The 19934-nt window shown below is 61.1% G+C and carries 12 protein-coding genes; 6 read left to right on the top strand and 6 right to left on the bottom strand.

Annotated features, from left to right (window positions below):
* Window positions 1-37: 37 nt before the first annotated feature.
* Window positions 38-3526 (bottom strand): chromosome segregation protein SMC, encoded by a 3489-nt coding sequence (smc, locus tag ACP7EW_RS05945; protein ID WP_426215913.1) that lies wholly within the window; start codon window positions 3524-3526, stop codon window positions 38-40.
* A 2-nt stretch (window positions 3527-3528) separates the two neighbouring features.
* Window positions 3529-4188: a GntR family transcriptional regulator gene (locus tag ACP7EW_RS05950; RefSeq protein WP_426215915.1), complete on the bottom strand. Its 660-nt coding sequence runs from the start codon at window positions 4186-4188 to the stop codon at window positions 3529-3531.
* A 280-nt stretch (window positions 4189-4468) separates the two neighbouring features.
* On the opposite strand from ACP7EW_RS05950, the gene xdhA reads away from it, so the two are divergent.
* The 4 genes from xdhA to guaD are packed head-to-tail and all read left to right on the top strand — an operon-like array spanning window position 4469 to window position 10478.
* Window positions 4469-5917, top strand: coding sequence for a xanthine dehydrogenase small subunit (gene xdhA / locus ACP7EW_RS05955; protein ID WP_426215917.1), 1449 nt, complete (start codon window positions 4469-4471; stop codon window positions 5915-5917).
* Window positions 5910-8309 carry a xanthine dehydrogenase molybdopterin binding subunit gene (gene xdhB, locus ACP7EW_RS05960; RefSeq protein ID WP_426215919.1) on the top strand — a complete coding sequence of 800 codons (2400 nt, stop codon included), beginning with the start codon at window positions 5910-5912 and terminating at the stop codon, window positions 8307-8309. The genes xdhA and xdhB overlap by 8 nt, the downstream gene beginning before the upstream one ends.
* 12 nt (window positions 8310-8321) lie before the next feature.
* Window positions 8322-9161, top strand: a complete 840-nt coding sequence (gene xdhC, locus ACP7EW_RS05965) for a xanthine dehydrogenase accessory protein XdhC (protein WP_426215921.1) — start codon at window positions 8322-8324, stop codon at window positions 9159-9161.
* Between the two features lie 12 nt (window positions 9162-9173).
* Window positions 9174-10478: a guanine deaminase gene (gene guaD, locus ACP7EW_RS05970; RefSeq protein ID WP_426215923.1), complete on the top strand. Its 1305-nt coding sequence runs from the start codon at window positions 9174-9176 to the stop codon at window positions 10476-10478.
* A 57-nt stretch (window positions 10479-10535) separates the two neighbouring features.
* Here the strand turns inward: guaD and ACP7EW_RS05975 are convergent, their stop codons facing one another.
* Entirely contained in the window at window positions 10536-11300 is a 765-nt protein-coding gene (locus tag ACP7EW_RS05975; protein ID WP_015885332.1) for a GntR family transcriptional regulator, read from the bottom strand.
* A gap of 226 nt (window positions 11301-11526) precedes the next feature.
* On the opposite strand from ACP7EW_RS05975, the gene ACP7EW_RS05980 reads away from it, so the two are divergent.
* Window positions 11527-12717, top strand: a complete 1191-nt coding sequence (locus ACP7EW_RS05980; protein ID WP_269131661.1) for a benzoate/H(+) symporter BenE family transporter — start codon at window positions 11527-11529, stop codon at window positions 12715-12717.
* Between the two features lie 36 nt (window positions 12718-12753).
* Here ACP7EW_RS05980 and ACP7EW_RS05985 read toward each other — a convergent pair whose 3' ends face one another.
* Window positions 12754-13098, bottom strand: coding sequence for a YggL family protein (locus ACP7EW_RS05985; RefSeq protein WP_033900540.1), 345 nt, complete (start codon window positions 13096-13098; stop codon window positions 12754-12756).
* Between the two features lie 238 nt (window positions 13099-13336).
* Here ACP7EW_RS05985 and dacB point away from each other — a divergent pair, with 238 nt between their 5' ends.
* Window positions 13337-14797 carry a D-alanyl-D-alanine carboxypeptidase/D-alanyl-D-alanine endopeptidase gene (dacB, locus tag ACP7EW_RS05990; RefSeq protein WP_426215925.1) on the top strand — a complete coding sequence of 487 codons (1461 nt, stop codon included), beginning with the start codon at window positions 13337-13339 and terminating at the stop codon, window positions 14795-14797.
* A 124-nt stretch (window positions 14798-14921) separates the two neighbouring features.
* On the opposite strand, the gene ACP7EW_RS05995 is transcribed toward dacB, so the two are convergent.
* Together ACP7EW_RS05995 and rlmKL are read right to left on the bottom strand one after the other, a co-directional pair.
* Window positions 14922-17321 (bottom strand): sensor domain-containing diguanylate cyclase, encoded by a 2400-nt coding sequence (locus ACP7EW_RS05995; protein ID WP_426215927.1) that lies wholly within the window; start codon window positions 17319-17321, stop codon window positions 14922-14924.
* Between the two features lie 140 nt (window positions 17322-17461).
* The gene (gene rlmKL, locus ACP7EW_RS06000) at window positions 17462-19726 is read right to left on the bottom strand and encodes a bifunctional 23S rRNA (guanine(2069)-N(7))-methyltransferase RlmK/23S rRNA (guanine(2445)-N(2))-methyltransferase RlmL (RefSeq protein WP_016979274.1); all 2265 of its coding nucleotides are present in this window, start codon (window positions 19724-19726) and stop codon (window positions 17462-17464) included.
* Window positions 19727-19934 lie beyond the last annotated feature (208 nt).

Here is a 19934-nt window from a genome sequence, read left to right on the forward strand (position 1 = left end):
CTTACCGCGTGCTATAAAAATTCTGTCCCGGCATGGATCAAGACTCCACCATCGCCATCGCTTCTTCCACATCCACCGCAACCAAACGCGAACAGCCCGGTTCGTGCATCGTCACCCCCATCAATTGATCCGCCATCTCCATGGCGATCTTGTTGTGGGTGATATAGATGAACTGCACGGTCTGGGACATCTCTTTAACCAACCGTGCGTACCGTCCAACGTTAGCGTCATCCAGCGGGGCGTCAACTTCGTCGAGCATGCAGAAAGGCGCCGGGTTCAACTTGAAGATGGCAAATACCAGGGCCAATGCGGTCAGGGCTTTTTCGCCGCCGGACAACAAATGGATGGTGCTGTTCTTCTTGCCCGGAGGCCGCGCCATGATCGTCACCCCTGTATCGAGTAGATCTTCGCCCGTCAGTTCCAAGTAAGCGCTGCCACCGCCGAAAACTTTTGGGAATAAGGCCTGTAAACCGCCATTAATCTGATCAAAGGTATCTTTGAAGCGGTTGCGGGTTTCCTTGTCGATCTTGCGGATCACGTTTTCCAGGGTGTCCAGGGCTTCGACCAGGTCGGCGTCCTGGGCATCCAGATAACGTTTACGCTCGGATTGTTGCTGGTACTCGTCGATGGCCGCCAAGTTGATCGCGCCGAGGCGTTGAATACGCGCGGCAATCCGCTCAAGTTCTTCTTCGGCATCTTTCTCATTGGCCTGGGCGGTCAGGGTATTGAGCACGCCGTGCAGGTCGTAGCCGTCTTCCAGCAACTGGTCTTGCAGGGTCTTGCGGCGCACGGTCAGGGCTTGCCATTCCATGCGCTGCTGTTCGAGTTGGCCGCGGATCAGCTGGGATTGCTGCTCGGCCTGGGTCCGGCGCTTTTCGGCGTCGCGCAGTTCGCGGTCGGCGTCTTCCAGGGCGATCTGCGCGGTCTTGAGCTCTTCGTCGACGGTCATGCGCTTGTCGAGCAATTCTTCGAGCTTGAGGCGCAGCTCTTCCAGCGGCGCTTCGCCCTCTTCCAGGTTGAGGCTCAGTTGTTCGCGCTTTTCGGTGAGGCGTTCGGACTGCATCTCCAGGCGTTCAAGGGCCTGGGCGGTGGACGCGTGCTGGGCCTTGAGCGAACCCAGGCGCACCGCCAGCTGGTGCGCGTGATCCTTGTGCTGGCGGGCTTCCTGGCGTACGCGGTCGAGGCGTTCGCGCAGGCTGTCGCGCTGGGCCAGCAGCAGTTCGCGCTGCTCGGTGTCGAGCGCCATGCTGTCGAGGGCCTCCTGCAATTGCAGGCGCGCTTCGCCAATCTGCTCGTGTTCCAGGGCACGTTGCTCGCCCATCTCCGCCACTTCCTCATCAAGACGGGTGCGACGCAGAGTGAGTTGTTCGACCTTGGCTTTGCTCGCGGAAAGCTGGGCTTTCAGTTCGCCTTGCTGGCGCGCTTCGTCCTGCAACAAGCGGCGCAGATGTTCGCGACCGGTCTCTTGCTGGCGCTGGGTGGCGCGCAGGGTTTGCAGTTCGGTTTCCAGGCTTTCCAGGGTGGCTTCGCGTTCTTCGCGTTCGGCGATCAGGTTGACGATTTCCTGGCCACGGGCCAATACGCCGCTTTCGGCTTCACTGGCGCGACGTACACGCAGGAAATGGCGGCTGACCCAGTAGCCGTCGCGGCTGATCAGGCTTTCACCGGCGCCGAGTTGGCCGCGTTGCGCCAAGGCCTGCTCCAGTGATTCGACCGGTTTGACCAGGCCCAACCAGGGCGATAGATCAATCGCGGCCTCTACTTTATCCAGCAGGCTGCCCGGCACCCGCGTGCCGTCGGCGGCCGGGCTGAGCAAACGCAAATCGCCCTGGGCAAAACCGGCCAGGTCGAAACCGCCAAAATCATCCACCAGCACGGCTTGCAGGTCGGCGCCGAGCACGGTTTCTACCGCCAGTTCCCAGCCCGCTTCCACTTTCAAGCCTTCGGCCAATCGTGGGCGCTCGGCCAGATGCTGATCGCGCAGCCATTCGGCAGTGCCGGTGCCTGGGTCCAACGCGGCTTGCTGCAAGGCTTCCAAGGATGCCAGGCGACCATTGAGCCGCTGCAAATCACCCTGGGCCTGTTGCTGTGCCTGGGTCGCCTGTTGCAGTTGCTGACGCAATTGCTCCAGGCGCTCCACTTGTTGTTCTTCACTGGCTTCCAGTTCTTCCAGCGTCATTTCGCTTTCGGCAAGCTGTTCGCTCAGCTCCATGATCGCCGCGTCTTCCGGGTCGGCGGACAGCAATGCGCGCTCTTCCTGCATCCGGCGCTGGCGCTCGGCCAGGCGCTCCATACTGGTTTCCAGTTGCTGGATGCGTGATTGCTGCACCTCGGCCTGGCGGCGTGGCTCGGCGGATTGCAGGTTGAAAGTGTCCCACTGCTCCTGCCAGCCATGCATGGTGGTTTCGGATTCTTCCAGGGCGGCGGCGGCTTCTTCCGCGGCGGCGCTGGTGATTTCCTGCTCGGGGGTGAGCATGTCCAGCTCTTCGCCAAGGGTCAGCAGCAAGGTGCGGTCGTGGCCCAGGTGCGATTCGGTTTCCAGGCGTGCGCGTTCGGCTTCCTTCAAGTCATCCTGCAATTGGCGCAGGCGTTGCTGGCCGTGCTGGATGCTCTGCTCGACGCGGGCAATGTCGCCGCCCACCGAATAGAAGCGGCCCTGCACCAGATTGAAGCGCTCGGACAGGTCATGGTGACCGTCACGCAGGCGTTCAATGCTGGCGTCGGCGTTGCGCTGCTCGGCCACCAGGGCCTCAAAGCTGATTTCCTGGGTGCCGATGATCGCTTCGCGCTGGCCGACCTGGTCATTCAGCGCCTGCCAGCGCAAGGCCGAGAGTTGTGCCTTGAGCTGGCGTTCTTCGCCCTTGTATTCCTGATACTTTTCGGCGGCCTGGGCCTGACGGTGCAGGCGCTCCAACTGACGCTCCAGCTCTTCGCGCAGGTCAGTCAGGCGGGCGAGGTTTTCATGGGTGCGGCGGATACGGTTTTCGGTCTCGCGGCGGCGCTCCTTGTACTTGGAGATGCCGGCCGCTTCCTCGATGAAGTTACGCAGGTCTTCGGGCTTGGCTTCGATCAGCTTGGAGATCATGCCCTGCTCGATGATCGAGTAGCTGCGCGGGCCCAGGCCGGTGCCAAGGAAGATATCGGTGATGTCGCGGCGCCGGCACTTTGTGCCGTTGAGGAAATAGCTGTTCTGGCTGTCGCGGGTCACTTTGCGGCGAATGGAAATTTCCGCGTAGGCCGCGTACTCGCCGATCAAGGTGCCATCGGAGTTATCGAACACCAGTTCGATGCTGGCCTGGCTCACCGGCTTGCGGCTGGTGGAGCCGTTGAAGATGACGTCGGTCATCGACTCGCCACGCAGGTTCTTGGCCGAGCTCTCGCCCATCACCCAACGGACGGCGTCGATAATGTTCGACTTGCCGCAACCATTGGGCCCGACCACCGCCGCCATGTTACTGGGGAAGTTCACCGTGGTCGGGTCGACGAAGGATTTGAACCCCGCCAGTTTGATGCACTTGAGCCGCACGCTTAGGCGTCCGCCAACGCAGCGATGACCAGCGAGCAACTGCGCTCGCCGTAGGCCGACAGCACTTGGCGGATCTGCGGCAGGTCACGGGCCAGCACGGCGGCGAGCAGTTGCTCGAACAGCGCCAGGTACTCGCTCATGGACGCCTTGCGTTGATCCAGCGCCAGGTAGTAGGCGCGGTTCATCGCCGGTTGCAGGTTCTCGACGGTTTCCTGCAAGTACGGGTTGTTGGCGAAGGGGTACGCGGCGCGCATCACATTGAAGCTTTCTTCGACGAAGGCGCGGATGTCCTGGCGCTCGAAGCTGCCGATCAGGCGCTGCTGGATCTGCATGAACGGCGCCATGTCGGCCTGGGTCTGCCAGCCCTGGGCCACCGCGTTGCCGAGCAGGATGTACAGCTCGCCCATCAAGGTGCACAGGCTCTGCACCTTGTGCGCCGTGAGTTCGGTGACGTGGGCGCCACGACGCGGCAGGATCGCGATCAGGTGGCGGCGTTCGAGGATCAGCAAGGCTTCGCGCACGGAACCACGGCTGACATTGAGTGCCAGCGTGACCTTTTGCTCCTGGATCCGCTCCCCAGGCTTGAGATCGCCGCGAATGATGCGTTCGGCGAGGTGGTGAGCAATTTGCTCGGCGAGACTGTCCGGCGCCTTGAACGTCATGTTTTCCCTTCAAAATCTTCTATCGGTACAAGCGCGGCAGTGTAGCGCATTGGCTGGCTGATGGCGCTACGCCCACCCTGCAGAATTTGGCACGGAATAAGCAGCGATGAACACCCACAAGCCCCCAAAAACACCGGTTCCAGAAGACTGGACCATAATTGAAAGTGTTGTGATTGCATTTTCTTGACCTCCTGGTCAGAAAACCATTGACCGAAAAGTCAGACATGACTAGATTCGGCGCAAAGCGGTTAACAACAATAATGAGTCTGCGAGGCCTTCCGTGATCCAGTTTTTACTTAACCAGGAACTCCGTAGCGAGCACGCCCTGGACCCCAACCTGACGGTGCTCAACTATCTGCGTGAGCATTTGGGCAAATCCGGCACCAAGGAAGGCTGCGCCAGCGGCGATTGCGGTGCCTGCACCGTGGTGGTCGGTGAGTTGCATACGGATGCTCAAGGCGCCGAGCAGATCCGTTATCGCAGCCTCAATTCGTGCCTGACCTTTGTGTCGTCGTTGCACGGCAAGCAACTGATCAGCGTTGAAGACCTCAAGCACCAGGGCCAACTGCACAGCGTCCAGCAAGCCATGGTCGAGTGCCACGGCTCGCAATGCGGCTTTTGCACCCCCGGCTTCGTGATGTCGTTGTTCGCCCTGCAAAAGAACAGCGATGCCCCCGACAGCCAAAAAGCCCACGAAGCCCTGGCCGGCAACCTGTGCCGCTGCACCGGTTATCGCCCGATCCTTGCCGCTGCCGAACAGGCCTGCTGCAACAAACCCCAGGATCAGTTCGACAGCCGCCAGGCCGAGACCATCGCTCGCCTCAAAGCCATCACACCAACACAAACCGGCGAACTCAACAGCGGCGACAAACGCTGCCTGGTGCCGCTGACCGTTGCCGACCTGGCCGACCTCTATGACGCCTACCCACAAGCCCGCCTGTTGGCGGGCGGCACCGACCTGGCGCTGGAAGTCACCCAGTTCCACCGCACGCTGCCGGTGATGATCTACGTCGGCAACATTGAAGAAATGAAGCGCATCGACGACTTCGATGACCGCCTGGAAATCGGCGCCGCCACCGCCCTCTCCGACTGCTACACCGCGCTGCACCACGAATACCCGGACTTCGGCGAACTGCTGCACCGCTTCGCTTCCCTGCAGATACGCAACCAGGGCACCCTGGGCGGCAACATCGGCAACGCCTCGCCGATCGGTGATTCGCCGCCACTGCTGATCGCCTTGGGCGCGCAGATCGTCTTGTGCAAAGGCGAAACCCGCCGCACCTTGGCGCTGGAAGATTACTTCATCGACTACCGCGTCACCGCGCGCCAGGACAGCGAGTTCATCGAGAAAATCATCGTGCCGAAGGGCCACGCATTGTTCCGTGCCTACAAGGTCTCCAAGCGCCTGGACGATGATATTTCCGCCGTGTGTGCCGCGTTCAACCTGAAGATCGAAAACGGTGTGATCAACGAAGCCCGCGTCGCGTTCGGCGGCATGGCCGCCACGCCAAAACGCGCGAAAAGCTGCGAGGCTGCGTTGGTGGGTGCCACCTGGAATTCCGCCACCGTGGAAAAAGCCTGCGCCGCCCTGGCCGAAGATTTCACCCCGCTGTCGGACTTCCGCGCCAGCAAGGAATACCGCCTGCTCAGCGCGCAGAACCTGCTGCGCAAATACTTCATCGAACTGCAAACGCCGCACATCGAGACTCGGGTGACCGCTTATGTCTAACCATCACGCCGTCGTTAAAACCCAGGCTGAATTGGCCGAGCTGTTCGCCCAGGACCTGACCTCCGGGGTCGGTCGCAGCGTCAAACATGACAGCGCCGCCAAGCACGTGTCCGGTGAAGCGCAGTACATCGATGACCGCCTGGAATTCCCCAACCAACTGCATCTGTATGCGCGCATGTCCGACCGTGCCCACGCCCGCATCCTCAGCATCGACACTGCGCCCTGCTATGCCTTTGAAGGCGTGCGCATTGTCATCACCCATGAAGACGTGCCGGGTCTGAAAGACATCGGCCCGTTGATGCCTGGCGATCCGTTGTTGGCCATCGACACCGTACAGTTCGTCGGCCAGGTCGTGCTGGCGGTTGCCGCCCGCGACCTGGAAACCGCACGCAAAGCCGCGATGGCCGCCGTGATCGAATACGAAGACCTGGAGCCGGTGCTGGACGTGGTCGAGGCCTTCCGCAAGAAGCATTTCGTGCTGGACAGCCACACTCACCAACGCGGCGATTCGGCCGGCGCCTTGGCCACGGCGAAAAACCGTATCCAGGGCACCCTGCATATCGGCGGCCAGGAACACTTCTACCTGGAAACCCAGATCTCTTCGGTGATGCCTACCGAAGACGGCGGCATGATTGTCTATTGCTCCACGCAGAACCCCACCGAAGTGCAGAAACTGGTGGCCGAAGTGCTGGACGTGTCGATGAATAAAATCGTCGTCGACATGCGCCGCATGGGCGGTGGTTTCGGCGGCAAGGAAACCCAGGCGGCCAGCCCGGCGTGCCTGTGCGCGGTGGTTGCGCGCCTCACCGGCCAGCCGACCAAGATGCGCCTGCCGCGCGTCGAAGACATGCTGATGACCGGCAAGCGCCACCCCTTCTATATCGAATACGACGTGGGCTTTGACGACACTGGGCGCCTGCACGGGATCAACCTGGAGCTGGCCGGCAACTGCGGCTGTTCGCCGGACCTGTCCAACTCGATTGTCGACCGTGCGATGTTCCACTCCGACAACTCGTATTACCTGGGCGATGCCACCGTAAACGGCCATCGCTGCAAGACCAACACTGCCTCCAACACCGCCTATCGCGGTTTCGGTGGCCCACAAGGTATGGTCGCCATCGAGGAAGTGATGGACGCCATCGCCCGCCATCTGGCGCTCGACCCGCTGGCGGTGCGCAAGGTCAATTACTACGGCAAGACCGAGCGCAACGTCACCCACTACTACCAGACCGTCGAGCACAACATGCTCGAAGAGATGACTGCCGAACTGGAAGCCAGCAGCCAATACGCCGAGCGCCGCGAAGCGATCCGCCTGTACAACGCCCACAGCCCGATCCTGAAAAAAGGCCTGGCGTTGACCCCGGTGAAGTTCGGCATTTCGTTTACCGCCAGCTTCCTCAACCAGGCCGGTGCGCTGATCCATATCTACACCGATGGCAGCATCCACCTGAACCATGGCGGCACCGAGATGGGCCAAGGCTTGAACACCAAGGTCGCGCAGGTGGTGGCCGAAGTGTTCCAGGTCGAAATCGACCGCGTGCAGATCACCGCCACCAACACCGACAAGGTGCCCAACACCTCACCGACCGCCGCTTCCAGCGGTGCCGACTTGAACGGCAAGGCCGCACAGAACGCCGCCGAAACCATCAAGCAGCGCCTGGTGGAATTCGCCGCGCGCAAGTACGACGTGAGCGAAGCGGACGTGGAATTCCACAACGGCCATGTGCGCGTGCGGGATCAGATCCTCACCTTTGAGGCGCTGATCCAGCAGGCCTATTTCGCCCAGGTTTCGCTCTCCAGTACCGGCTTCTACAAGACCCCGAAAATCTTCTACGACCGTAGCCAGTCGCGCGGTCGGCCGTTCTACTACTTTGCCTTCGGCGCAGCCTGCTGCGAAGTGATCGTCGACACCCTGACCGGCGAATACAAGATGCTGCGCACCGACATCCTCCACGACGTCGGCGCCTCGCTGAACCCGGCCATCGACATTGGCCAGGTTGAAGGCGGCTTTATCCAAGGCATGGGCTGGCTGACCATGGAAGAGCTGGTGTGGAACAACAAAGGCAAGCTGATGACCAACGGCCCGGCCAGCTACAAGATCCCGGCCGTGGCGGACATGCCGCTGGACCTGCGAGTGAAGCTGGTGGAAAACCGCAAGAACCCCGAAGACACGGTGTTCCATTCCAAGGCCGTGGGCGAACCGCCGTTCATGCTCGGGATTGCGTCGTGGTGCGCGATCAAGGATGCGGTGGCGAGTCTGGGTGACTATCGCCATCAGCCCAAGATCGATGCGCCGGCGACACCGGAGCGGGTGTTGTGGGGGTGTGAGCAGATGCGCAAGTTGACGGCGGCGAAGGCTGTCGAAACCGAAAACGAGTTGGCCTCACTCTGAGCCGAGGTGACTATGAACAACTGGATCAGCGCCCTCGCCGACCTGCAGAACCGAGGTGAACCCTGCGTCCTGGTAACCATCATCGAAGAGCTCGGCTCCACGCCGCGCAATGCCGGTTCGAAGATGGTGATCAGCGCCACGCAGACCTTCGACACCATCGGCGGCGGGCACCTGGAATACAAGGCGATGCAGATCGCTCGCGACATGCTCGTACGCGGTCAGCAGAACACTCACCTGGAGCGCTTCAGCCTGGGCGCCAGCCTGGGCCAGTGCTGCGGTGGCGTGACCGTGCTGCTGTTCGAACCCATGGGCCAGGTGCAGGCGCAGATCGCGGTGTTTGGCGCCGGCCACGTCGGCCGTGCGCTGGTGCCGTTGCTGGCCAGCCTGCCGTGCCGGGTGCGCTGGATCGATTCGCGGGATCAGGAGTTTCCGGAACATATCCCACAGGGCGTGCGTAAAATCGTCAGCGAAGAGCCGGTCGACGAAATTGCCGACCTGCCGGTGGGCAGTTACTGCATCGTCATGACCCATAATCACGCGCTAGACCTGGAACTCACCGCCGCCCTGCTCAAACGCAATGACTTTGCGTACTTCGGCCTGATCGGTTCGAAGACCAAGCGAGTCAAGTTCGAGCACCGCCTGCGTGATCGCGGTTTCGATGCCGCGCAGTTGCAACGCATGCGCTGCCCCATGGGCCTCACCGAGGTGAAGGGCAAGTTGCCGGTGGAAATCGCCATCTCCATAGCGGGCGAAATCATCGCCACCTATAACGCCAATTTCGGCCAGCACACCGCCAGCGCCGAACCTATTGCCAAACTGCTGCCGGCTTCACGTCGCAGCCAAGCCCTTTGAATTGAGATCACCATGCCTTTGACTCGCAAAGCCTACCGTGCCGCCCTTCTGCACAGCATCGCCGACCCTGCTGAAGTGGGGATCGAAGCCTCCTACGAATATTTCGAAGACGGCCTGCTGGTGATCGAAAACGGTCAGATCAGTGCCCTTGGCCATGCCAGCGATTTGCTGCCAACCCTGCCTGCCGACATCGAAATCACCCACTATCAGGACGCGCTGATCACGCCCGGCCTGATCGACACCCACATCCACCTGCCGCAAACCGGCATGGTCGGCGCCTATGGCGAACAGTTGCTGGACTGGCTCAACACCTACACCTTCCCCTGCGAAAGCCAGTTCGCCGACAAGGCCCACGCCGAAGAAGTCGCGGATATCTTCATCAAGGAGTTACTGCGCAACGGCACCACCACCGCGCTGGTATTTGGCAGCGTACATCCGCAATCGGTGAATGCGTTCTTCGAGGCCGCCGAGAAACTCGACCTGCGCATGATCGCCGGCAAGGTGATGATGGACCGCAACGCGCCGGACTACCTGACCGACACCGCCGAATCCGGCTACCAGGAAAGCAAGGCGCTGATCGAACGCTGGCACGGCCAGGGCCGCCTGCACTACGCGGTCACCCCACGTTTTGCGCCGACCAGCACGCCCGAGCAACTGGCGCTGGCTGGGCAACTGTTGGGGGAATACCCGGACCTGTACATGCAGACTCACATCAGTGAGAACAAGCAGGAAGTCGAGTGGGTGAAGGAACTGTTCCCGGAGCGCAACGGCTATCTGGATGTGTACGACCACTACAAATTGCTCGGCGAACGCTCGGTGTTTGCCCATGGCGTGCACCTGTGTGATGACGAGTGTGCACGTTTGGCGCAGACCGGTTCGGCGGTCGCGTTTTGCCCGACCTCGAACCTCTTCCTCGGCAGCGGTTTGTTCAACCTGCCGATGGCTGAGAAGCACAAACTGAATGTGGGCTTGGGCACGGACGTGGGCGGCGGCACCAGTTTCTCGCTGCTGCAAACCTTGAACGAAGCCTACAAGGTCATGCAATTGCAGGGTGCGCGGTTGAGCCCGTTCAAATCGCTGTACCTGGCAACGCTGGGTGGTGCGCGTGCATTGCGCTTGGAAGACAAGATCGGCACGTTGCAACCGGGCACCGATGCGGACTTTTTGGTGTTGGATTACAACGCCACGCCGCTGCTGAGCTACCGCTTGAAGCAGGCGAAGAACATTGCCGAGACGTTATTTGTGCTGATGACGCTGGGGGATGACCGGACGGTGTTGCAGACGTATGCAGCCGGGCAGCTGGTGCACCAGCGCTAATCCCGGAAACAAAAAATCCCCGGTTCATTACACATGAACCGGGGATTTTTTTGACTGTTACAACTTGATCGAAGAACGACCCGGCTTCTTGGTCTGCAACAAATGCGAGAACACCGCATGCAGATCATCCGATGCGCTCTCTTCATCGAGGTTGAGCTTGCTGTCGATGTGATCCATGTGATGCATCATCAGGTTCACCGCCAACGCCGCGTCCCGCGCTTCGATCGCATCGATCAATTGGGTGTGCTCGTCGTAGGAACAGTGCGAGCGGTTGCCGCTTTCGTACTGGGCGATGATCAATGAGGTCTGGGACACCAGGCTGCGCTGGAAGCTGATCAGCGGCGCGTTCTTCGCCGCTTCGGCCAGCTTGAGGTGGAATTCGCCGGAGAGGCGGATACCGGCGCCACGATCGCCACGGGAGAAGCTGTCGCGCTCGTCGTTGACCATCTGGCGCAGCTCGGCCAGTTGTTCGGCCGTGGCGTGCTGGACGGCCAGTTCAGTGATCGCCCGCTCCACCAGACGCCGCGCAAGGAACACCTGGCGGGCTTCCTCGACGCTCGGGCTGGCCACCACCGCACCGCGATTGGGCCGCAGCAGGACCACGCCTTCATGGGCCAGGCGCGACAGGGCGCGGCGAATGATGGTGCGGCTTACGCCAAAGATTTCGCCCAGTGCCTCTTCACTCAATTTGGTGCCGGGTGCCAGGCGTTGTTCGAGGATCGCCTCGAAGATATGCGCGTAGACGATATCGTCCTGGGTTCCGCTGCGACCGGCCTTGCCGGCTCGCGGTTGTTTCTTGAGAGGTTGCAACTGTTCGTTCATGGGCACTCGGGTTTGGAGAACGGCGGCGAATTAACGGTAATACGTCAACAGCGGGTCGCTGGCAAGTATCACCTAAAAACAGGGCACATTGTACACAACCGGATGCGCCAACACACTGTACGGCTGTTTGCGCCGTCGGCTGTATTGCAATGAGTCGTTACGTTTGAGTTTAGGCTTGAATCCGTGCCGACAACGGCAAAAATCCAGGTAAAAGGAACACCTCTCCATGAACGACGCCACCCAAGCGCCTTTGCGCCCGCTGGCCGACACTTCTCCCTCGGCCATTGTCGCCGGCTTCATCGCCATGATGACCGGCTACACCAGCTCCCTGGTCCTGATGTTCCAGGCCGGGCAAGCCGCCGGTTTGACCACGGCGCAGATTTCTTCATGGATCTGGGCGATTTCCATCGGCATGGCGGTGTGCAGCATCGGCTTGTCCCTGCGCTATCGCACACCGATCACCATTGCCTGGTCGACGCCGGGCGCTGCACTGCTGATCACCAGCCTGGGCGGCGTGAGTTATGGCGAGGCCATCGGTGCCTACATTACCTGCGCGGTGCTGGTGACCATCTGCGGGCTGACCGGCAGCTTTGAAAAACTGGTCAAGCGCATCCCTGCGTCACTGGCGGCGGCCTTGCTGGCGGGGATTCTGTTCAAGATCGGCAGCGAGATCTTCGTCGCCGCGCAGCATCGCACCGGGCTGGTGCTGGGGATGTTCTTCACTTACCTGGTGATCAAGCGCCTGTCGCCGCGCTATGCGGTGCTGGCTGCGCTGGTGATCGGCACCGTATTGTCCGGGTTGATGGGGCTGCTGGACTTCAGTGGTTTTCACCTGGAAGTGGCGACACCGGTGTGGACCACGCCGCACTTCTCGCTGGCCGCAACCATCAGCATCGGCATCCCGCTGTTCGTGGTGGCGATGACGTCGCAGAACATGCCCGGCGTCGCGGTGCTTCGGGCCGACGGTTACAACGTGCCCGCCTCGCCCCTGATCACCGCGACCGGCCTGGCCTCCCTGGTGTTGTCGCCGTTCGGCTCCCACGGTATCAACCTGGCGGCGATCAGCGCGGCCATCTGCACCGGGCCCCATGCTCATGAAGACCGTAACAAACGCTACACCGCCGCCGTGTGGTGCGGAGTGTTCTACGGGATTGCCGGGGTGTTCGGCGCGACCTTGGCGGCGTTGTTCGCAGCCTTGCCCAAGGAACTGGTGCTGTCGATTGCGGCGTTGGCGCTGTTTGGCTCGATCATCAATGGCTTGAGCATCGCCATGAATGAGCCGAAGGAACGGGAAGCGGCGCTGATCACCTTTATGGTCACGGCGTCCGGCTTGACGCTGTTTTCCATCGGGTCGGCGTTCTGGGGGATTGTGGCGGGGGTGTTGACGTTGCTGATTCTGAACTGGCGCAAGGCATAAAAAAACGGCGACCCTGAGGTCGCCGTTTTTTTAGTATCACTTAGCCGCGTTGATCGGCTTTTCCGGATACCACACGTCCAGCAGTGGGCTGACTTCAGCGCTTTTCAGTTCACTGCGGCCTTTGAGCCAGCTTTCAACCGCTACGCGCTGTTCTTCGTTGACCGAGCCACGCTTCTGCAGGCAAACCAGACCGAAGTCATCGCCGCCAACATAGCCCAGACCATTGGCTTCCATGGCTTCTTTGATGAATGCTTCGAGGAAAGCGTCGGTAGCTTCTTCACTCAGGTCTTCTTTGAAGTCCAGGTTCAGTTCGAAACCCAGCTCTTGAAATTCATCAACGCACAGTTTTTTGCGCAGACGCTGGGAACGGTTAGTCGCCATTGGAACAATCCTCATAAGTAATAACGGGCGGCACTTTAGCAGTTTAAGGCGGCGATTGCCCGACTCTCTAGGACAGGCGGCAATTTGCCTGCAAAAAAAACGCAGAATACCAGCTATGGTTCAGCTACAAGTGGCTCGACCTTGGGGCATAATGCCGACACTTTCATGACCATTGAGGGATTTTTCTTATTTACCCCTCGCCTTTTTCACCCTCCTCAGCAGTAGGGTTTTACTTCTTATGATCAAATCTTTGCGTTCTGTGTTTTTTGCCGGTCTTATTCTGCCACTGGCCTTTTCCGTTTCCGCCGCCCCCGTCAACAATACCCTGCCGCCGAATGTTCAACAGTCGCTGGCCAAAGCCAAGCTGCAAAACACTGCGTTGTCCTTGGTGATGATCCCCCTGAACGGCCCGGGCACGCCGACCGTGTTCAACGCTGACGTCTCCGTGAACCCGGCGTCGACCATGAAGCTGGTCACCACCTACGCGGCCCTGGAAATGCTCGGCCCCAACCACCAGTGGAAAACCGAGTTCTACACCGACGGCACCCTCAGCGGTGGCGTGTTGCATGGCAACCTGTACCTCAAGGGCGGCGGCGATCCCAAACTGAACATGGAAAAACTCTGGCTGCTGATGCGCGACCTGCGCGCCAACGGCGTACAGCAAGTCACCGGCGACCTGGTGCTGGACCGTGGTTTCTTCAACCAGCCGCTGTTGCCGGAGTTCAATGACGATGGCAATGACGAGAACAAACCGTTCCTGGTCAAGCCGGACGCGCTGCTGGTCAACCTCAAGGCCCTGCGTTTTGTAACGCGCAATGACTCCGGCCGCGTACTGGTGTCGGTCGAACCGCCGATTGCCAGCATTCGCATCGACAATCAGGTCAAGGTCTCCAACGCCAAGCAGTGTACCGGTGATGTGCGCTACAACCCGGTGACCGCCGCCGATGGCAGCGTGACGGTCACCGTCAGCGGCCAATTGGCCGATGGCTGCAGTTCGCAGACTTATCTGTCATTGCTCGACCACGCCACCTACACCGCCGGCGCGGTGCGCGCGATCTGGCAGGAACTGGGTGGCACCATCCAGGGCCGTGATATCCAGGCGCCAGTGCCCAAGGATGCCAAGGTACTGGCCCGGGCCTTCTCGCCGGACCTGGCGGAAATCATTCGCGACATCAACAAATACAGTAACAACACCATGGCCCAGCAGCTGTTCCTGAGCCTGGGCGCGCAGTTCCGCAACGACGCCGACGGCGACGATGCCAAGGCAGCCCAACGTGTGGTACGCCAGTGGCTGGCGAAGAAAGGCATCACCGCGCCGCACCTGGTGATGGAAAACGGTTCCGGCCTGTCACGTGCAGAACGCGTCAGCGCCCGCGAAATGGCGGCCATGCTGCAAGCCGCGTGGAAGAGCCCTTACGCTGCCGAATACATCAGCTCGATGCCGATCGCCGGCACCGACGGCACCATGCGCAAGCGCCTGAAGACCACGGCCATGCGCGGCGAAGCCCACGTCAAGACCGGCACTTTGAACACCGTGCGTGCCATCGCCGGGTTCAGCCGCGACAACAACGGCAATACCTGGGCCGTGGTGGCGATCCTCAACGATCCAAAACCATGGGGTGCTTCGTCGGTGCTGGATCAGGTGTTGCTCGACCTGTACCGCCAGCCGAAGGCAGTGGCGGCCGCTCCGGTCCTTTAAAAGGTAACGCAGTCCCCATGTGGGAGCGGGCTTGCTCGCGAATGCGGAGTATCAGTCGCCAAATGGAGTGGCTGGTCTACCGCATTCGCGAGCAAGCCCGCTCCCACATTGGCCTGCGGCGGTCTCAGGCGCGCAGTCTTTCAGCCTCCACCCGGTCCCTGCCCGCCTGCTTGGCCACATACACGGCCGAGTCGGCGCGTAGCAGCAACCCGTCAATGCCTTCATCCACCCGCCAGCTGGCCACGCCAAAGCTGGCGGTGACGATGCCCACCGGTTCCATCGGCGCACTGCGCAGCGACGTCCACAATTCCATCGCCAAGCTGTAGGCCTGTTCGCCATCGGTGTGCGGGCACAGCACCATGAACTCCTCGCCACCCAGGCGACAGAACACATCGGTGCGCCGCAGGCGCTGGCTGATGCGTTTGCACAACTCCTGCAGCACCCCATCGCCGACAGCGTGTCCGTGCTGGTCGTTGATGCGTTTGAAGTGATCGATATCCAGCATGATCACCGACAAGTTGCCCGACGTGCGATTGAGCCTCACCATCTCGGCCTTGAGGCGATCCTGGAAATAGCGACGGTTGTGGATGCCGGTCAAAGAGTCGGTGATGGACAGCGCACGCAGTTCTTCTTCCACCCGCTTCAGATCGGAAATATCCGATACGTAGCCATGCCACAACGTACCGCCTGCGGGCAACTCTTCCGGCGTCGCCTCGCCCCGAATCCAACGCAGGCCGCGTTGCGGCAACAGCACGCGGTATTCCTCGCGCCAATGGCTCAACTGCAACGCTGACAAGCGGATCGAAGCACGCACGCGTTCCGCATCCAGCGGGTGGATGCGCTCGAAGACCTGCTTCGCATCCTGCTGCAACACATTCGGTTCGATTTCATAGATGTCGCGCATGCCGTCGCTGGCATAGATGAATTTCCAGTTGTCCTGGGGTTCCAGGGTGAACTGGAAGATCCCGCCGGGCACATGGGCGCTGAGTTTCTTGAGCAGGCGGTCGCGGGCCGCCAAGGCCTCGTAGGCGCGTTTCTGTTCGGTAATGTCCAGGTAAATCGCCAGGTGGCCGATCCACAAACCATGGTCGTCCAGCAACACCGTGGCCAGCATGTTCACAGTCAACGGGGTGCCGTTTTCGCGGATCAAAGTCCATTCGCGGGCTTCGTGCAGGGTGTCCGGGCTCTCTACCAGCATCGCCTGGCTGGCGGGAATACGCTTGCCCAACGCCACACTCAGGCTGGCCGCGCGCGCCTCCAGCTCAGGCGCCAGGTGCAGGCTTTCCAGTGTGTGCGTGCCCACCACGTGCTCGGCCTTAAAGCCCAACATCTGCTCGGCACCGGCGTTAAAGGTATTGATCACGCCGCGCAGGTCGGTGGCAATGATCGCCACCTGGGTCGCGGCATTCAGCACACTGCGCAATTGGCCATGGGCGCCACGCAATTCCTGTTCACGCAGGCGCAACTGGGCAGTGCGTTGTTCCACCAGCTTCACGGCGCGCTGGCGTTGGCTGACCAGCACATAAAGCAAGGCACTGAGCAGCAGGCTGAGCAGGCCGCCCATGGTCAGGAGGGTGTTCAGCGAGGAATGGTTGGCCTGGTCGAACACCTGGCTGGGGCGCAGTTTCAGGGCATACACATGGTCACCCAGCGTGAGGCGGCGCGCGCCGACCAAGTCGCTGCTGCCTACCTCATTGCTGGACTCGAAGAGCACGCGTTTCTGCAGATCGGACGTGTCGATGATCTGCATCACCAAGTTGTCACGGTCCGGCTTGGGCAAGCCGTCGGCTACCAGCTGGCGCATGCTGATTACGGCCATTACATAGCCGTAGGGCTCGTTCTGCGACTGATCCGAGGCGGGCAGGTGACTCACCGGCGCGACCAGTAAAACCCCGGTGGCATAGGCCGGCTCCACCCCCACCAATTGCATCGGCTGGGACACCGCCAGCTTACCGGTCTTTTGCGCACGTTCAAGGGTTGAACGGCGCAGGGGCTGGGCCAGAAGGTCAAAACCGAGGGGGGCGCCCAGCAAGCTTTGGGTCTGGCTGTACAGCACCGGCACGTATTCGTCGCGCTCGGGCGCCGGGGCCAGTTCGCCAGCCGAATTCAATTCACGGATGAAAAAGGGTGCACCGCGTTGGCTGGACACCTCTTGTTCGAACTGGCTGCGCTGTTCGCGATACACCCGTGGCGCCCAGGAGTAAGCACGGGCGCGCAACAACAAGGGCTGGGCAAAACCGTCGAATTCTTCGCGGGACACATCATCGGAATTAACGAAGAAGCGCCGCAGGCTGTTCAGCCGTTGCTCCTGGTCTTCGAAACGTTCCTGCAGGCGGGTGTAGCGCTCATTGACCAGCAATTGAAAGCGCTGGCGCACCTGTTGCTGATAGAGGTCGGCAGCCGCCCAGGCGACAATCGCGGTCAAGGCAAACCCTGCCAGTAACACCACCAATGCCACCAGCCAAGCCGACGCCTGCTCACTGATAAAGCCTAGGATTTTCGGGCGAACGGCTTGCAACGGCATAGGCAACACTCACAACGCCAGCGTGCGGGGGGTGTCACTTTGGCTAGGCCTTAAGTTATAGCCATCGGCCCTGGGTTTGACCAGCGTAAAAAAGCCGCAAGCCCGGAATAATCCAGGCTTGCGGCTTTTTGGTGCAGCAATCAGCGTGCGGTGATTTTCCACGCCCGGTGGATCTTGGCATTGCGCGCAAAATCCGGGTCGATGGTCTTGTCGCTGATCTCCTCGACCGCATAGCGTTCGCTGAGGTTGTCCTCCAGCGCGAACTTGCGGAAGTTGTTCGAGAAGTACAGCACGCCGCCCGGTGCCAGGCGCGCCATGGCCAGGTCGAGCAACTGCACGTGGTCGCGCTGTACGTCGAAGATGCCTTCCATGCGCTTGGAGTTGGAGAAGGTCGGCGGGTCGATGAAGATCAGGTCGAACTCATCGCGGCTGGCCTCCAGCCACGCCATCACGTCACCCTGCTCCAGACGGTTCTTGTCCGAGAAACCGTTGAGGGAGAAGTTGCGACGCGCCCAGTCCAGGTAGGTCTTGGACAGGTCGACACTGGTGGTGCTGCGCGCGCCGCCCTTGGCCGCGTGCACACTGGCGGTGGCGGTGTAGCAGTACAGGTTGAGGAAGCGCTTGCCGGCCGCTTCTTTCTGGATGCGCATGCGCATCGGGCGGTGGTCGAGGAACAGGCCGGTGTCCAGGTAGTCGGTGAGGTTGACCAGCAGCTTCACGCCGCCTTCGCTGACTTCGGTGAACTTGCCCTGGGCGCTCTGGCGCTCGTACTGCTTGGTGCCGCTCTGACGCTCGCGACGCTTGACCACCACGCGGCTCTTGTCGATGTTCAGCGCCTGGGGAATCGCCGCCAAGGCATCGAACATACGCGCGGAGGCTTTTTCCGGGTCGATGGATTTCGGCGCGGCGTATTCCTGCACGTGGACCCAATCGTGGTACAGGTCGATGGCCATGGAGTATTCCGGCATGTCGGCGTCGTACACACGGTAGCAATCCACGCCTTCACGCTTGGCCCACTTGCCCAGCAGCTTGAGGTTCTTCTGCAGGCGGTTGGCGAACATCTGCCCGCCTTCGCTCAGGCGCGCCTGCTCGACCACAGGTGCCGGCGCGGGTTTGATCGGGTTGCCGTTCTTGTTGTACTGGCGCTCTTGCGGCTCAGCCGGAGCTTGATCGTAAGCGGCTTGCTCACGCTCAGCCTGGCGCTGTTCCGGGGTGCGACGCTCGCCGGTGACGAACTGGTCTGGATTGACCTTGATCAGCAGCAGCTTGCACGGCAACGCGCCGTTCCAGAACGAATACTGTTTGTGGCTGCGGATGCCCATGCGCTTGCCCAGGTCCGGCGCGCCGGTGAACACCGCCGCTTCCCAGCCCATGCACGCCTGGCGCAGACGCTCGCCGAGGTTCTGGTAGAGGTACAACAGGCTGGCTTCGTCACCCAGACGCTCGCCGTACGGCGGGTTGCAGATCACCAGGCCTTTCTGGTTCTGGTCCGGACGCGGTTCGAAGGTGCCGACTTCGCCCTGGTATACCTTGATCCAATGGCTCAGGCCTGCGCGTTCGATGTTGTTGCGCGCGGGTTGGATCAGGCGGGGGTCGGCTTCGTAGCCTCGGATCCACAGTGGCGGCTTGTTCATGCCGATGGCGGCACGTTCAGCAGCTTCTGCGTGCAGCTTCTTCCACAGCGCCGGGACGTGACCCAGCCAAGTGGTGAAGCCCCACAGTTCACGATTCAGGTTGGGCGCCATGTCGGCGGCGATCATCGCGCCTTCCACCAGGAAGGTGCCCACGCCGCACATCGGGTCGCTCAGCGCACCGCCTTCAGCGGCAATACGTGGCCAGCCTGCACGGATCAGGATCGCGGCGGCCAGGTTTTCCTTCAACGGTGCCGCGCCTTGCTGCAGGCGGTAACCGCGCTGGTGCAGGCTGTGGCCGGACAAGTCGAGGGACAGGATGGCTTCGCCACGGTCCAGACGCAGGTGGATGCGCAGGTCCGGGTTGATCTTGTCGATGGACGGGCGTTCGCCGGTCGGCGTGCGCAGCTTGTCGACGATCGCATCCTTGACCTTCAGCGCGCCGAAGTGGGTGTTGTCGATACCCGAGCCGTGACCGCTGAATTCAACAGCCAGGGTACCGTCCGGCACCATGTGGTCGGCCCACTCGATGTCCAGCACGCCGTGGTAGAGGTCTTCGGCGTCCTTCATCGGGAAGCGCTTGAGCACCAACAATACGCGGTTGGCCAGGCGCGACCAGAGGCACAGGCGGTAGGCGGTTTCCATGTCGGCCATGCCGCGCACGGCCGAGGTGTGCTCGCGGGCTTCCTCAAGGCCAAGCCCGACGGCTTCCTCGATCAGCAGGCCTTCGAGGCCCTTGGGGCAGGTGAGGAAGAGTTCAAAACGGTCCGACATGGGGCATTCCAGGCTTTTCAGCAATAAATGAACGGGCGACGCATCGCCGGCTCGGTTTTCAATCAAGCACTTTTCTTGAAGAGTGCTCGCGTGGCACGAATGTGCCGTCCCACCCCGTCCGACAGGCGTTTGGGCCTTTATTGACGGGGCAGATAAACAATTAGCTGTAACAAAAAGAAATATTCCGACCCTTCGTCGAATAATAACC

The sequence above is a fragment of the Pseudomonas sp. DWRC2-2 genome, assembly GCF_049897885.1.
Classification (GTDB): Bacteria; Pseudomonadota; Gammaproteobacteria; order Pseudomonadales; family Pseudomonadaceae; genus Aquipseudomonas; species Aquipseudomonas azotoformans_A.